The following is a 14,447-nucleotide window of genomic DNA, read 5'->3' as shown; positions in this document are numbered from 1 at the left end:
GTCCCAGCTCGTAATGAACTAAGACATTATGCGGTATTAGCCGTCGTTTCCAACGGTTATCCCCCTCGTCAGGGCAGGTTCCCAGCCGTTACTCACCCGTCCGCCGCTCGACGTCCAGCAAATCCACCGAAGCTTCAATGCTGCCGTTTCCGCTCGACTTGCATGTGTTAGGCCTGCCGCCAGCGTTCAATCTGAGCCATGATCAAACTCTTCAATTTAAGTTTGGTGTTTCCGTAGAAACTGCTCAATGAATACTGATTACTGTTTATCTCCGAAGAGACAAACGAATTGACTGTGCCGAACAACTGTAAAAGTTGTCGTTTGGTCACTCAGTTCATCGAATAAATCTTTTTGTCTATTCTTAACGAGTGCCCACACAGATTGCATAGGTCAAATTGTTAAAGAGCGCGTTGACTTCGTGGTCGGCATTTCGTGACTTGCGTCTCGTTGCCCCGTCAACAGGAAGCGCATTATAGAGATCTCAGTTTTTCCCGCAACCCCCAAATATAAAAAAAAAGCGCCTCGCTACCTGTTTGCTCACAAAACAAGCAAAGGTAGCCAAAAGGCGCTTTTCTTGGTGGCGAGCGCATAAGGTGGCTGGTCCTCACGCGCCCTTGTGTGCTCAATCGTTAGTGCGAGTGTGATTGCCGTCTTTCTTCCGCGCGCTCTTTAGCTCGGCAGTAGCGTACTGAGCCCCACGCCATCAGCAAAAGAACAAAAGGGATCGCTCCAGCTGTCCATTGTGCCCAAGTATAGTAGGCAAGTGTTTCTATGATGATGACATGGCCAAGGATCAATAAAGCCGCGCAAATTATCGCAACGACCATCATACTGAGTTCTGATTTCATCCTTTCCCCCTTAATGTTGTGCACGCATTGAGTCTATCGAGGGAGACACGCTGAGGATTAGTACAAATAGTTCAGTATTCAGCTGTGACAGTTGATGGCACAGATAAAGCTGAGAGCGATGTCGCAATCTGTTTGAGCCCCTCCAAGCTTTGAGGATTATTTAGCGCCCCTGTGTTTTGCCTACCCACAACCGACACATTGAGTCGAAAGCAGTGATTGAAGCGTCCGTCACTGGCAAACAGTGCCCCCGGTGCGATAGTCACGCCATATGGCCTCAAAGCTTGAAAAAGTACATGCGTATCGACGCGCTTATCGAGCTCAACCCATAAAAAGTAACCCCCTTTAGGCTGACTAATCCGTGTAGAGGCCGGTAGTAATGCCTTAAGTTCTGCTCGAATCAAGGCTTGACGGGCAAACAAGGTTTCGCGCAATCGCCGTAGATGCGAATCATAACCACCTTGCTTTAAATAATCGGCAATCGCCAACTGGTTGGGCGCGCCCACAGCCAAGCTCGAGACAGACTGACGCTTCTCTATTTGCATCGCATAACACCCTGCCGCTATCCAACCAACACGGAATCCGGGGGCCAGCTGTTTCGAAAACGAGCCACAGTGCAGTACGCCGCCCTGTGTATCATACGCTTTAAGCGGCATCGGTCTGGCTTCGGCGAAGAAAAGCTCCCCATAGACGTCATCTTCTATTAACGGCACTTGATACGTTGCCAATAAGTTGACGACATCAAGCCTACGTGGAGCAGGTATCGATGCACCGGTGGGGTTATGGAAGTTGCTCATCAACCAACACGCACTGATCGAGTGAGACGCAAGCGCATGTTCCAGTGCATGGATATCGACCCCTGTTTCAGGGTCAACCGTAACGGGAACGGCTTCAAGCTGTAAACGTTCGAGTGTCTGCAGCACCCCGTAGAAGGCGGGGGCTTCAATAATCACTTTATCACCTGGCTCGGTCACTGCCGCTAAAGACAGACTCAATGCCTCTATCGCCCCATTAGTAATAATGATTTCATCAATACTGACTTTAATTCCCTGACGAAGATAGCGCTGTGCAATCAGTCGACGTAAACCACTATCGCCCGGCGGTAAAATGGTAAAGTGATCGGGATGAGAGGATTGACGCAGCACGCGCGCCATCGCACGGCCCAGCGCTTGCATAGGAAATAGTTGAGGATCAGGAAAAGCGGAGCCAAATGGATAATACGCGCCTTTATGGCTAGCACTGATCACATCAAACACATCTTGATGGGTGTCAAGCCATTGAGATTGCGCTTGTGGCCGCGCCAATGCATCTACCGCGAGCTTGTTATAATGAGGACGGACAAAAAAGCCAGAGCGCGGGCGCGCCTCAACCCACCCATCGGCTTCTAATTGCTCATAAGCTCTCATTACCGTCATTGGGCTGACATGTTGAAGCCGACTCATCTCCCTCACCGAAGGGATCCGATCACCGACTTGCCAAACACGCTGCTGAATTTGTGTTTCTATCCAGCTGGCAATGTCTCGATAACGCATTTGCACACTGCTACTCCCTGTTATTGCCCTGACGGCGATCATACCTTGGCAAGTAACAATTGACGGGATGGAATGTAGCGGAGTGTGACCTGATCAGCGCTAATCTTTACCCACAACGAAAAAAGCCCCAGTCTTTCGACTGGGGCTTTCTTAGGATTTGGTGCCGAGAGAGGGACTTGAACCCTCACACCCGTTAAGGCGGCGGATTTTGAACTAACCGCACATTGACAGACACCACTAAATACAGTAACTTAAGCGCTCTTTTTAACAGCTATAAAGGAAACTATAAAATGAGCGACAATTATGAATACATTAGACTGAGAGAAGGTCTAGCTATCTATAAGCAGAAGCAATCAAAGAACTTCTATGTCTATTTGAAGACTGAAGACAGTGACTTTAGACGCTCTTTGAGAACTGATGATAAAGAAGAGGCTACAACGCTGGCTTACTCTTATTACTTCTCTTACACAAAGAATTTAACTCCAGAGATTTTTGAACAATCTAAATCTTCTGTTTCAAAGATATGTGATGCTCTCATTGAGAAGTTTACCAAGCACATTGAGCAAACGAAAAACAAGAAGAGTCAGCAGGCAGCACATGCAGCAATTCTAGAAAAAGAAATAAAGCCATCTTTTTCTAAGCTCAAAGTCAAGCAGCTTGACGTACAAGAGATGAGAAAAGTTATTGATACGGCAAACAGTAAAACAAAGCTTGCTAACTACAGAAAGTGTTTCAAGCATATTTTTGATTACGCAGTTGAAAATCGTTTAATGAAGTCTTTTGAAGTTCCCGACATTCCATCGACTGATGTTAAAAAGTCAGACTCGCGTGCTAGTTTTAGTGACGAGCTTCTCTTGAAGATTAAGGATTCTTTCCCCTCTTTTATTGATGCTGCAAACGGTAGAAAGGCTCTAACTCGACAGTATAGATTGATTCTTCGTGAGATGTGCTCATTTATGCTGCTAACAGGTGTTCGCCCAGGCGAAGAAATTCTGAGCTTAAACTTCTCGACATTAGAGCGAATATCTAAAAATGATTCTTATGCTTATAGCATAAAAATTGATGGCGGTAAGACTAAGAATCACGAAAAAGGCTTGAGAAGAATCTCAATTTGCTCTGATGCTTTCTCTATTCTTCAGAAGCTTGCTAGAGATATCCATTGTATTGATGATGTGGGATTTAATGATTTAAAGAAAAACAATATCTATGCATTCAGACCTTCTGATAACAGCAAAAAGCCTGACTTCTCGAAGATTTTTGAACAATTTGTTGAGCATAGTAAGATAGACTCAATTTACACGTTGTATTCGTTTCGTCATACTTATATTACGAATAAGCTTCTCAATAAGACTGATATCTATCTGCTAGCAAAGCACTGCGGCACTAGCGTTGCGATGATTGAGCAATACTACGACAAGTTAGAAACTACATTACGTGCAACTGAGCTTGTTTCTTTCACTCACCTTGTTAAGATAGACATGTCAAAGTCGTAAGTCATTGATTTATAAGGGTTTTTTTCAAAAAAAGTCGCCTATAATTGCTATCTCACTTCTCGCAGAGAAGTGTAACCTATTGATTTATAAGGACTTTTTAGACATGCAAAAAAAACACCAGTAAAAACAATAACTTAGAAATAAAATTAATTATATATAAATCAATAAGTTACTGGTTGTTTTCTATTATACATATCTAATGCGCAGGTCAAGCGGGGTAGGCACGAAGTGCCGAAGGGGCGTAGCCCCTTACTTGAATGACTATGCTTAAGTGTGAGATTTAGCTTTCGTAGCGCAGCGAAGATTGATAAATCCACGCGACGTAATCAGACTAAGCCCATGAAATATATACACTTAAAGCGCCCTTACTATAAATAAATGCAACTACTTCAAAAATTGATACTGTTCATTTTTTAACCAACCCAAAAAAAACAAATGGTTACATTTTAACCAATTAAAAAAATCACCGCTAAGCGGTGATTCATAATTCAATTTTTCATGACTCGCACTGTCTTTATCTCATCTAGATTTACACTTGCTCTTCTCACGTTGATGTCCGTGTTTACTTTTACTTCTTCACCGTACTTGTTCGTTTTTATTTCTTTTGTGTAATCTATTTCATCAGCTCTTAGTATAAATTCATTCATTTGTGATTGGTTCTTTTTCTTTTTCGATGCGAAATCAATCAGCTCTTGCATTCTGTATGCATCTTCAAAAGCTTTTTTCATCTCTCTTCTTGCTTTTAAATCATAAAAAATTGTTTTCTGATTATTCTCATTCACTGTCTCTGATGTCTTGATTTCGTCTAGATATCTTCTTGTGCTTAAGTTAATCAGTCTAAATTTTTTGTATTTATTTAGCTTTACTTTTTTGTTTATGTAGTTAGCCACTTTTCTGCAATCATCGTATTTTGTTTTCGCGCTCTTAATTCCCAATGTTGAAAAGCTTCTTATTCTATTTGCAGATTTCCAAGCGTTCACTGCATCAATTTCATTGAATTCCACTTTTTCTTTTTTATTATCCAAGTCTTTAAGTTTATTATTTTTTAAGCAATACTTCATTAAATATGATGCGACAGATGATTTTTTCTTAAGCTCTTTTTTATTTTTATCAATGCCTTCCTCTACAATTAAGCAGCCTGTTTTCATTTTACTTTTCTTAAATCCAATCTTTACTTCAATCTCTCTTTCAAAGTATTTTTCAAAAACTCTCCTGTAATAATCAATATTGTATTTTGATGTAAAGAGTACGATATGATAGTGGACTGTCCCGTCTTTTTGCGGTTCAGCAACTCTCATTCCAAATCCATTTTCTAGATTAAATTCCATTTTATCTTCTTTAATTTTCTTCCTAAGAAGATTCATTTTTTTCTTTAAGAAATCATTACCGTCTCTCACGCTTGCGCCATTCCAGTTTTTTTTGCCTTTGGATGGGTTTGAGTGAAACTCTGTCGGCAGTGTTAAAGTTATAAACAACCATTTAAAACACTTTTGTTTAGCGATATCTTGAAATGCTTTTGTTGTTAAATAGAGTTCAATTAGCTTATTTTTGTCGCTTTTTTTCATGTCATATGCTGTTTTTCCGTTCGTCAATTTGACACTTTTAAGATACTCGTCGCTCGCTTTGATTCGCTCCTCTCTCAACTCCATTGACTCGACGGGGGCGTACTTATTAGCTGATTTATTTGAACCAACTTTCGCATATTTTTGAGCTTCGTAGTATTTCATTTCGTCAAGATAGTTGTAGAACTTTCTTCTTACGAAATTAATATCAAAATATCTGTCGAAGTTTGCCTTGTGATTCTTAACCAATCCGCGCTTTTTAATTATTCTGGGCATCATTTCTAGAAACTTAGCATCAAAGAAGTTACTTAAAACTCTTTCAAATGCTTTATATTGCGCTTCTAAAAATTTATTATTTACCACTTCATTATCTTCTATGTGTGCTATAACATTAATTCTAATGTCACCAGCAAGAAGCGTAATGAGTTGATAAGCATCGCTACCTGCTGCCTTCATTGATTTATACGAGTGATTTTGACAGTATTTGTAAGTAACTTTTTCTTTAAGTTGTTTTATTAGTTGTTGTATTTCTTGCTCTGCAATGTCAGAAATATTTATGATGTGCTGATTTGATAAGGCATTTGCCTCATTGATTTGATTATTCATAGCTAAGATTTCCAGTAAACAAAAAAAATAAAAATATAAAATATTAAAGCATTTCGCTAATGCTAAAAATACTACTACACAAAAAAAGAGCTTGCAATACTATCACAAGCCCTAAAATATTATCTATCAATCACCATTTTCAGCCAATCAAATATTATATTTATAATATTCAATCGTTTTTAATTTTAGCTGTAATCATTATGCTAAGCTCTTTTTTTTGCTCTCTATTATCTTCAACACTAAATAAATACTTTAATATCGGAATTTCTTTTAACACGGGTATCCCGCTTCTTTCTTCAATCTCTTGAGTTGTTATAACTCCACCTAGATTAATCATTTCATCTTGTTTTATAATAGTTGTTGTGTTAATTTTACTTGTTTTTATTGTTGGATTTATGCTTCCGCTGTACTCTTCAACTGACGACATTTCGCCAGAAATAGTAAGCTTCACTTTATCTTCTGATACAATCTCTGCATAAACATCAAGCATCACACCGACACTTTTGTATTCTATATTTGTTTTCTCTTTATCATTGTCATCATCGCGCTCTGTAGATGTTGCAATAGGAACCTGACTAACTGCGTTTATGCTTCCGCTTTGTTTGTCACTAATTAGAATTGTAGGTCTTCCAACCGTTTTGATTTTGTTCTCTGACTCAGAAAGCTGTATGAATGCTGAAAACTTATCTACAACCAATGAGGCTTCTAGACTTTGCATTGCAGCGTCTAATATGCCCTTATCAAGCTTATATGTAATCCCTGCATTATCTGTCTTTAAGCCATATTTCATTCCGATGTTCGTGAAGTTTCCGTCAGTCGTCTCTGTTATATAAGCTTTTACTAATATTTGTTTTTCGATACCTAGAAGCGGCATTACTCTTCTGTTTACTAGCGAAATTACATCAGCGGGACACACGGCGTTTACATTATTTGTTTGTTCACTTGTGAACTTGCAATTATATCCGTACTGTTTTTCAACCCAATCGAATTCCTTTTCTAAGTTCTCAGCTACGACTTTTGCATCGCTTTTTACTTTGTATGTTATTGTTTCATAATCGAAATTCACTTCATCATTTCTTCTTATAATTACAATATTATTTGTTGCTTCTAGCTTTAGTTTGTTTGCTTGAATAACTGCTGCAAAAATTTCTTGTGTTGTTTTATTTGTATTCGAACCGAAAATTTTTACATTCTCTTCTTCGATTTCTTTATCGATTATGATGTTTAATGATAAATCATTACTTACTAAATTAACGAAATCATTTAATGATATAACTTCGTTTGGTGCATCAAATGCGAAAGATGAGCTAGATGCAGTAACGATTATTGCTGCTAGTAATGATACAATTACCTTTTTCATTTTTATTATCTTCTATTATTGTGTTAGTTTTTTCTAATATAGCGCTGTCATTTTTTGTTTCAATGTTTTTAGCTAAATCAAAGTTATATAAACCTAAAAATGTATTTATTGAAAAGTAGATAGCAATAAGCAAAACGGGAACTACATAGAATAATTTTTTAATCATCTGCGGCATTTTGTACTTATGCGTATGAAGCTCTGCACTGTAGTAACTTCCGTAAAATTTGGAATCTCTTTTTATTACTTGCTTAAAGTCACACGCTCTTCTTTCTGTAGATGAATGCACATTAAAATGACTATTATGCTCCAATCTTGAAACTTTATCCCCGCCATTTAAATTTTTATAATGTATATGTTTATTAACACATGCTTTTAACTGGTAATCAATTAATGACGAGTCTTGAGTTATTAATATTAAATCAAAACCTTTATGTCTGTGTGTGTTAAATTCTTCAATGTAATCAGGTGCTTTTGATGAGGCACTTCTCTTTCCGAAGAAATTCTGTACTTCATCAATGACTATTACGCTACCCGCTTCAAGCTTGAACCATTCATGAGGATTTTCTAATCTTCTCCAATCTAGATTGAATCTTCTAATGTGCTTTGCTCTGATTTTGTAGTTATGCCTTCTGCATACATCTATGAATCTTTCTAGTTCACTAAATCTCTCTTTTTTATACAGTCTTTTGCACCAGTACAAAAATTCATCAATATAGTTATACTCTCTGAATTCAGAACCTAGAAACGGAACATCATTCATGCTTACTAATCTGTTGTTTCTATGAGCTTCTTTTACAATATCTTTGATTGCATTCTTTTCTTCATCGCTACAACCTCTCAAGTATTTAGAGTAAAAGAACCCCTCAAATGAATTTAAGAAATTCAAATCTAACACTAAGCACTTAATGTTGTTGTAATAAATAGGTCTTTTTGAAAATGCATCATTCTCACAAACCTCTTTAATAGCGTTCAGGGTTTTTGAAGCCCCTGGCGTTCCTGTCACCAGATGAATCATTACTTAACCACTTTTTCTGTAATTGTTAGCGTCACAAGCATTGTCATATATGCGATAAGAATGTTAATTATTTCAGCGCCCCCTGCTATTGCAAAAAGTGAATAGAGGTCAGAATCCAGAGCGCCAAACTCACTTGATATTAATGAAGAAACTTTCGCTGTAATATCATCACTAACTGAGTATGTTAGCGCTCCCACACTTAAAGCTGTACCTGCTTTGATAAGTATCTTATACAAACCCTCCCCAAAAAATTTAGCAATCAGCGTATATATTAACTGTAGAATCGGCATTTTACTTTCTCACTCTTCTAATAAAATCAATTGACAACATCATAATAAATAGCGCGATATATATATCTTTATATTTTGATGAAAAATCACAAAACAGCTCATAGCTAAATTCAAATTTCTTTTCTATGTGCTTACCTGCGAAGACAACATTTTCAAACAGCACGATTTCTTTTGGCGCTGGACATGTTCCGCTTTCACTTAATATCTTGTCATGATTTGTCAGCGATTCACCAATATCTATAAGGCTTTCGCCTTCACCTTCTTCATCTTCTGAGAATGGGTCTTCCCCGACATTGTCATAATCTATTAAATATTCCCCATTTCCTCTTAATAGACTCTCAATATCGTTAACACCGCTTAATACGTTTGAGTTGCCTACATCAATGCTTCCACCTGCGTTGGGGTCTTTATCGCAATTACTTCCTGTGAAACCATTAGCGCAAATGTTTGGATTATATACACCCTCAGGGTATTCAATTACTAACGCTGGTCTTTTATACTCATCATTTTCTCCGTACACATTGCATATTGTCTCTTTCTGCATACCTTCTATTTTCGGATATTCATCACACTGAACGTATTCACCCTCTCCTAAATTTCCTCCTGCAAGATCATCAGGGTTTGTATTCTCGTAATTATCAGGGTCTTCGGGGTTTTCGCTTTTTTCGTCATCTTCAAGCTCGGGCTTTACGCATACGTTGTATTCTTCATTTAGCACTGCACCATGTTCGCATTTTACTCTTTCGTGAGTTTCGCATCTGTCGCTATCTTTTATCTTGTACATATATTCAAAGCTTTTATTTCCTGTTAGCTCAAATTCTATGTACAAGCATTTATTTTCATCGACAGAGTTTAAAACTTTTAAATCTCCACTTTGCTTTGCTTCACATCCGTTGTAACTTATTAAATTTACTTTGCTTTTTGGGTTTAGCGTTTCTGATATTACAACCCCTTTTTTGCAAGACTCTGACGCAACAGGCTCTGGAAATTCACACACTTGCTTATCTTCATTAAACTCTTGCCCTGCCTTACATGATCGCTCAGCTATTTCTTTTGTTTCTGCATCTACATTCATATACCCGTAAAAAATTGCACCTCTTTTCGATTTTTTATCTTTATTATCATGTGTTCCTGCGTACTCAAAAATACAACCCAGCCCGCTAGTAGAATCTTCTCCGCCTAATGATTTATCTATTACATAACTACCCTTGGGGTTAAAAATCTTTAAATATGGGCTTGAAGAGTTCGCTGAAAAAATTCCCGCTTTTGCTTTTTGAACTATCTTTTCACATAGTTCATTATTAGTTTTCGCATGTAGTCTGTATGTTTCATTCCTTTTTTTATCTTCAAAAATTATGCTTTTAAGTTGATTATTAAAAGAATAATCATTACCCGTAAACCCCCAATATGACACTGCATATTTTCGATTAAAGTCATCATAGAATGCCGTACAAGTTCTCCATCTAGTTTTATCGTCACACTGAACTTCACAATAAACATCACTTTTATTAATGTGCTTAGCAAAGCTAATACTGCTTCCTCGTGTAATTATTCTTTTCTCTTTATTGCTTGACGCATACTTACCCGCAATATCTCTACAGAGGCTTTCTGTGCTTGCACTTGCACTTGCATTTGCATTTAAAGAAAAAGCAAATACAAAGAATATTGATATCATTAAGAAAACGCTATAGTTACACTTATTATAAAACATACGCAAAACATCAACTCTAAAATTAAATTACTATCAACAAGAATCATTTTGAAACCTTTCTACAAAAAAGCCCCGAAGCTTCGGGGCTTATTCGAATTAACTAAATGTTAATTTGTTGCTGAGCGTTTAACCCATCGCAAGATACCAATCACAACTGCAATACCGACAGATACGACACCAAGCGCAATGATTGCACTCAATCCCGCCGCTGATAATTCAGTGCCAGTGCTCACTAAGTTATCAAGCCCCGCCTGCACTGTCGGGTCAACTTCTGCAAAAGAGCTAGCTGATGCTAAAGCTGCTGCTGTTGCTGCTGATACTGTTACGATTTTATTTTTAGTTAGTTTACTCACGACAATTTCCTCTTCTAATTATATTGATTGTCTTATTTTTTTAATTATAAAAGCTGCAACTATCATCAAAACCAGTGCTGGCATAATGTGTACAATACTTCCACTGCTTTGTAATTCAGTTGAGCTTATTAGTTGCGCATTCACGCATTCATTTTCAACAAGCTCTGTGCATGTTAAAAAATTCATATTAAATTACTTTAAATTATTACTTTAAATTCTTGTTTAACTTCGGGAACTTCAATAAAGAAAGGCAGTTCTTTTTCTTTTACTAGTTCATACTTTTCTTTTGTGATAAACATTGTATTTTTGTCTTTATTTTTATCACCTTTATCCTTCGGGATATAAAACCCTCTCTGTTTTGCATCTTTGCTTTCATTCAGATAATGCATAATGTAGAAAGTCTCTTTTTTTCGTTCGCTAAAAATTTCTTTTACACTGTAGATTAAACGTTTCATAAATTTCTCTTCTGTTTTGTTTTTATATTAGTTGTTGCTAATTTAGTTTTATCTTATTTTCGTTTTTTTATTATTTCAAGTATTTTTTACAAAAAAAATCCAGCCAAATGGCTGGATTCAATTAACTCTTTTGATAAATAAAGGGAATTTTAAATTAATTTTTTTAGCATTTTTCTTGATTCTTTCATTATAAATTCAGCGTCATCTCTAAATACGATTTCAAAGCATCTCTTTTGCTCTTGATACATTATTGATGTCTTCTTAAACGCGTCATCATCATCACTCAACCTTAAGTTATCAGCTCTTTCTGCAACTATCATTGCTGTTCCTTTTGCTTTAATTGTTGCTATAACTGTTTTCTTAAAATCAACTTGCTCATTATCTAAAACAATCTCTCTTTCAATCTTTATCTTCATTTTAGAATACTCAAATTCATAACATTTGATTTTATTATAAGCAAAAAAAGCCGCTTTGAAAGCGGCAACTGGAATAGCTATGTTTTCTTATTTTTATTAATTCAATGATATCAAAATTATCTAGTTATTACAATAAAACTTCATTTCTAATTTTTAATGACCATTATTAGATCTTACATGTAATAATAAACACGATACACATAGCACACATTGAGCGAAGCGGATAATGAGTGCATTGTGTAGCGTGTTATTTATTGTGTGATAATTAAGATGGTGTTAATATATAAATATAGGCACGAACATACACTTAGTGACCGACTAAGCGTATTCGTTCCTCATACAGCTGTCGGCAAAGGGACTGCATCCCTTTTGAATCCCTGCCATTTTCATTTTCAAATAAGACTTCGTCTTACTCGAAAATAAAAATAAATAAAAAACCAGAGAGGTGATATTACGATTTAAAACTAAGAGAATATATTATGTATCAATTTTTGCATATTGAAACTTATTCCTTGCACTCTAAATATAATAAGAAGAGTCCAGAAAAAAGTTCAAAGTCATTTCATTCCGTTTCGCGTGAATTAATGCGTCATCCTGATGCAATTCCTCATGTACCCAACCCTTTGCCTCCGTCGGTTTTGTACGGCTATGACGCTTATGTCGCCTTACAGCTTGCTCAAGAGCGCGTCAACGCATCAACTGACCAGCTCGGTCGCAAGATTCGCAAAGACGCTCAAGTCGTTTTGAGCGGTGTTATTTCATGCCCTTCTGATTTCAAAGAAGAGTCAGACAAGACTTATAAAGAGTGGTTAGCTGACAATATCAAATATCTTCAAAGCAAGTACAAAGGCGAGCTTATAAGCGTCATTCTTCATGAAGATGAAAGTCACCCTCATTTGCACTTTATATGCATCCCAAAGCAGACGGATGATTGTAAACTTCATATAAAGAGCATTCACGAACCGATCAGGGCAAGAGAAGAAACAAGTGGCGGAAGGAAGGCTAAATATGAAGCGTACAAGAAAGCGTTTAGGGAGCTTCAAGACGAGTATTACTACTCTGTTGCATCAAAGTATGGCTTTCTCCGTGATGGCGCTAGAAAGCAGCGTTTAACTCGCTCTGAGTATATGAAAAGAAAAGAGTCAGCGAAGAAGCTATTTGTTGTTCATCAAGATTTGTCTGACAAATTTGAGCAACACAAAAAACAGAAAAATCACATAATGTTAGAAAAATCTAATATAGAAAAAGAGAGGGACAGCTTTAAAAAACAAGAACTTGAAGTTATTGAATCGAAAAAAGACTTAGTTGAAATTACAAAAATAACAAAAGAGAGAGAAGCAGATATGTTGTGTTTATTCAAAAGAAGAAAAAGCAAAAGTGCAGAAATTGAGTTTTACAAAAATGAGGCAAAATCTTTGCGCAGCATGCTCACTAGATTTAAAAGAAAAGTTTTAGAGCTAAAAGCACTTGTCAAAGATTACAAAGACAAGATTCATCAGCAAGCGTTTGAGATTGACTGCTTGAGAACTAGAGTTAAAGACCTAGAAAGAGAAAAGGCAATGGGTGCTTACAAGACTGCTATTCAGAAATATTCTGACTCAAACGTTTTAACGCCACGCCAAGAGTTTTTTAAAGGTGAAGGCAAGGAAAGCAGAGCTGAATTAGTCTCTGAAAAAGAGACTAAGATTAAGCGCTCAAAATCTAAATCATTAGACTATGAGCCTTAAAATGGTACCTGCGGGCGGACTTGAACCGCCACTCCCGAAGGAAAGGGATTTTGAATCCCTCATGTCTACCAATTCCATCACGCAGGCATCTTTGAACTATAAAACACTATAAAGCATTTCTTCGGTATCAGTCAAGAGTTAAATCATTTTAAAAACAATGGTTTAGCTCTTTTTTATTGGTATACGCGTTGAATTTTGAATCCGCTGCGTCTACCAATTCCGCCATCTCGGCAAGTGGGGGCAATTATACGTACCGGCCTTTGGAGTGCAAGCAATAAAAATAAAAATCCGTTCGTTCGCACTATTTTTAACCAATTCAAGTCATTCATCCACATTGATGCTGAATTTGTCCCCAAAAGACATCGCAAAACCGAGGTAGAAGCTTACTCACTGTCAGCCAGTCTATGCTAGGCTAGCTGCGAATTGAGGACTGGGATGTGAACAATCAAATGCAAACTTCTTCTATCGCTTGCCCAACCGCAGGCTTTTTCCGGCGTTTAGCCGCTTGGCTTTATGATCTCCTCGTCGTCGCGGCTTTGCTGATGCTCGCGGGAGGGGGAATGATGGCCATACTCGCACTGGCACAGGTGCTAGGCATGTCGATTGCGCCTTACCAAGACATCAGTGACTTCCTAACCCATCATCCGATTGTCAATCCGCTTTATACCGCGTATCTGGCCTGTGTCATCGGTGGTTTTTATGGCTACTTTTGGTGTAAGGCCGGACAGACGCTGGGTATGCGCGCGTGGCGACTCAAGCTACAGAACACCGATGGCAGCAATATCCGCCCTACCCAAGCGGTAATTCGTTTAGCCACTGCCTGCTTTGGTCTCGGTAATCTGGTTGTCATCTTTGATATTAATAACCGCGCATTTCAAGACCACTTCGCCGAATGCGACATGATTGTGCTCCCCAAGCCGGTTAAGAACAAAAAAAACTAATCACCTCTTTCGATTGGGCACCTGCTGCGTGCCCTGCCCTACCTACCGGCTCACCGTTATAAATTGATATAAGACAATAAATAGGTTGATTTTTACCTATTCATCTATCCGCTATATTTTGATTTTTATTCACCACATGCA

13 protein-coding genes, 1 tRNA gene and 1 rRNA gene are annotated in these 14,447 nt (G+C 37.6%); 3 read left to right on the top strand and 12 right to left on the bottom strand.

The window, feature by feature from the left end; genetic code table 11:
- The 3 genes from BGL48_RS05690 to BGL48_RS05680 all read right to left on the bottom strand — a co-directional run.
- Nucleotides 1-218, bottom strand: a 16S ribosomal RNA gene (locus tag BGL48_RS05690); the annotation flags it as partial.
- 411 nt (nucleotides 219-629) lie between these two features.
- Nucleotides 630-848: a hypothetical protein gene (locus BGL48_RS05685; protein WP_069361744.1), complete on the bottom strand. Its 219-nt coding sequence runs from the start codon at nucleotides 846-848 to the stop codon at nucleotides 630-632.
- A gap of 71 nt (nucleotides 849-919) precedes the next feature.
- Nucleotides 920-2,377: a PLP-dependent aminotransferase family protein gene (locus tag BGL48_RS05680; RefSeq protein WP_255377333.1), complete on the bottom strand. Its 1,458-nt coding sequence runs from the start codon at nucleotides 2,375-2,377 to the stop codon at nucleotides 920-922.
- Nucleotides 2,378-2,667: 290 nt separating this feature from the next.
- Between BGL48_RS05680 and BGL48_RS05675 the strand changes: the two genes are divergently transcribed.
- On the top strand, nucleotides 2,668-3,870 hold the full coding sequence (locus BGL48_RS05675) for a site-specific integrase (RefSeq protein WP_069361742.1): 1,203 nt from the start codon (nucleotides 2,668-2,670) through the stop codon (nucleotides 3,868-3,870).
- Nucleotides 3,871-4,358: 488 nt separating this feature from the next.
- On the opposite strand, the gene BGL48_RS05670 is transcribed toward BGL48_RS05675, so the two are convergent.
- From BGL48_RS05670 to BGL48_RS05635, 8 genes are all read right to left on the bottom strand, one after another.
- Nucleotides 4,359-6,038 carry a replication endonuclease gene (locus tag BGL48_RS05670; RefSeq protein ID WP_069361741.1) on the bottom strand — a complete coding sequence of 560 codons (1,680 nt, stop codon included), beginning with the start codon at nucleotides 6,036-6,038 and terminating at the stop codon, nucleotides 4,359-4,361.
- 169 nt (nucleotides 6,039-6,207) lie between these two features.
- A complete protein-coding gene (locus tag BGL48_RS16115; protein WP_069361740.1) occupies nucleotides 6,208-7,398 on the bottom strand; it encodes a type II secretion system protein GspD in 1,191 nt (396 codons plus the stop codon).
- Complete coding sequence (locus BGL48_RS05660) at nucleotides 7,346-8,401, bottom strand: zonular occludens toxin domain-containing protein (protein WP_176719641.1); 1,056 nt, start codon at nucleotides 8,399-8,401, stop codon at nucleotides 7,346-7,348. Before BGL48_RS05660 ends, BGL48_RS16115 begins: the two co-directional genes overlap by 53 nt.
- Before the next feature lie 11 nt (nucleotides 8,402-8,412).
- Complete coding sequence (locus tag BGL48_RS05655; RefSeq protein ID WP_069361738.1) at nucleotides 8,413-8,703, bottom strand: DUF2523 family protein; 291 nt, start codon at nucleotides 8,701-8,703, stop codon at nucleotides 8,413-8,415.
- A gap of 1 nt (nucleotide 8,704) precedes the next feature.
- Nucleotides 8,705-10,378: a hypothetical protein gene (locus tag BGL48_RS05650; RefSeq protein ID WP_069361737.1), complete on the bottom strand. Its 1,674-nt coding sequence runs from the start codon at nucleotides 10,376-10,378 to the stop codon at nucleotides 8,705-8,707.
- 143 nt (nucleotides 10,379-10,521) lie between these two features.
- Nucleotides 10,522-10,767: a hypothetical protein gene (locus BGL48_RS05645; RefSeq protein WP_069361736.1), complete on the bottom strand. Its 246-nt coding sequence runs from the start codon at nucleotides 10,765-10,767 to the stop codon at nucleotides 10,522-10,524.
- Nucleotides 10,768-10,964: 197 nt separating this feature from the next.
- Nucleotides 10,965-11,222 (bottom strand): hypothetical protein, encoded by a 258-nt coding sequence (locus BGL48_RS05640; RefSeq protein ID WP_069361735.1) that lies wholly within the window; start codon nucleotides 11,220-11,222, stop codon nucleotides 10,965-10,967.
- Nucleotides 11,223-11,371: 149 nt separating this feature from the next.
- Nucleotides 11,372-11,638 (bottom strand): hypothetical protein, encoded by a 267-nt coding sequence (locus BGL48_RS05635; protein ID WP_069361734.1) that lies wholly within the window; start codon nucleotides 11,636-11,638, stop codon nucleotides 11,372-11,374.
- A 479-nt stretch (nucleotides 11,639-12,117) separates the two neighbouring features.
- Between BGL48_RS05635 and BGL48_RS05630 the strand changes: the two genes are divergently transcribed.
- The gene (locus BGL48_RS05630; protein ID WP_069361733.1) at nucleotides 12,118-13,365 is read left to right on the top strand and encodes a plasmid recombination protein; all 1,248 of its coding nucleotides are present in this window, start codon (nucleotides 12,118-12,120) and stop codon (nucleotides 13,363-13,365) included.
- A 2-nt stretch (nucleotides 13,366-13,367) separates the two neighbouring features.
- On the opposite strand, the gene BGL48_RS05625 is transcribed toward BGL48_RS05630, so the two are convergent.
- Nucleotides 13,368-13,452: transfer RNA gene (locus tag BGL48_RS05625), tRNA-Leu, on the bottom strand.
- Nucleotides 13,453-13,814: 362 nt separating this feature from the next.
- Between BGL48_RS05625 and BGL48_RS05620 the strand changes: the two genes are divergently transcribed.
- Nucleotides 13,815-14,306, top strand: coding sequence for an RDD family protein (locus BGL48_RS05620; protein WP_069361757.1), 492 nt, complete (start codon nucleotides 13,815-13,817; stop codon nucleotides 14,304-14,306).
- The last annotated feature ends 141 nt before the right edge of the window (nucleotides 14,307-14,447 follow it).

The sequence above is a fragment of the Salinivibrio sp. SS3 genome, assembly GCF_001722105.1.
GTDB lineage: Bacteria > Pseudomonadota > Gammaproteobacteria > Enterobacterales > Vibrionaceae > Salinivibrio > Salinivibrio kushneri.
This window is presented reverse-complemented; position numbering and strand designations above follow the sequence as displayed.

What these genes read in the sequence shown, in the direction of transcription:
- BGL48_RS05685 (WP_069361744.1), bottom strand. Translation starts at nt 848, where the DNA reads ATGAAATCAGAACTCAGTATGATGGTCGTTGCGATAATTTGCGCGGCT.
- BGL48_RS05680 (WP_255377333.1), bottom strand. Translation starts at nt 2,377, where the DNA reads ATGCGTTATCGAGACATTGCCAGCTGGATAGAAACACAAATTCAGCAG.
- BGL48_RS05675 (WP_069361742.1), top strand. Translation starts at nt 2,668, where the DNA reads ATGAGCGACAATTATGAATACATTAGACTGAGAGAAGGTCTAGCTATC.
- BGL48_RS05670 (WP_069361741.1), bottom strand. Translation starts at nt 6,038, where the DNA reads ATGAATAATCAAATCAATGAGGCAAATGCCTTATCAAATCAGCACATC.
- BGL48_RS16115 (WP_069361740.1), bottom strand. Translation starts at nt 7,398, where the DNA reads ATGAAAAAGGTAATTGTATCATTACTAGCAGCAATAATCGTTACTGCA.
- BGL48_RS05655 (WP_069361738.1), bottom strand. Translation starts at nt 8,703, where the DNA reads ATGCCGATTCTACAGTTAATATATACGCTGATTGCTAAATTTTTTGGG.
- BGL48_RS05650 (WP_069361737.1), bottom strand. Translation starts at nt 10,378, where the DNA reads ATGATATCAATATTCTTTGTATTTGCTTTTTCTTTAAATGCAAATGCA.
- BGL48_RS05640 (WP_069361735.1), bottom strand. Translation starts at nt 11,222, where the DNA reads ATGAAACGTTTAATCTACAGTGTAAAAGAAATTTTTAGCGAACGAAAA.
- BGL48_RS05635 (WP_069361734.1), bottom strand. Translation starts at nt 11,638, where the DNA reads ATGAAGATAAAGATTGAAAGAGAGATTGTTTTAGATAATGAGCAAGTT.
- BGL48_RS05630 (WP_069361733.1), top strand. Translation starts at nt 12,118, where the DNA reads ATGTATCAATTTTTGCATATTGAAACTTATTCCTTGCACTCTAAATAT.
- BGL48_RS05620 (WP_069361757.1), top strand. Translation starts at nt 13,815, where the DNA reads ATGCAAACTTCTTCTATCGCTTGCCCAACCGCAGGCTTTTTCCGGCGT.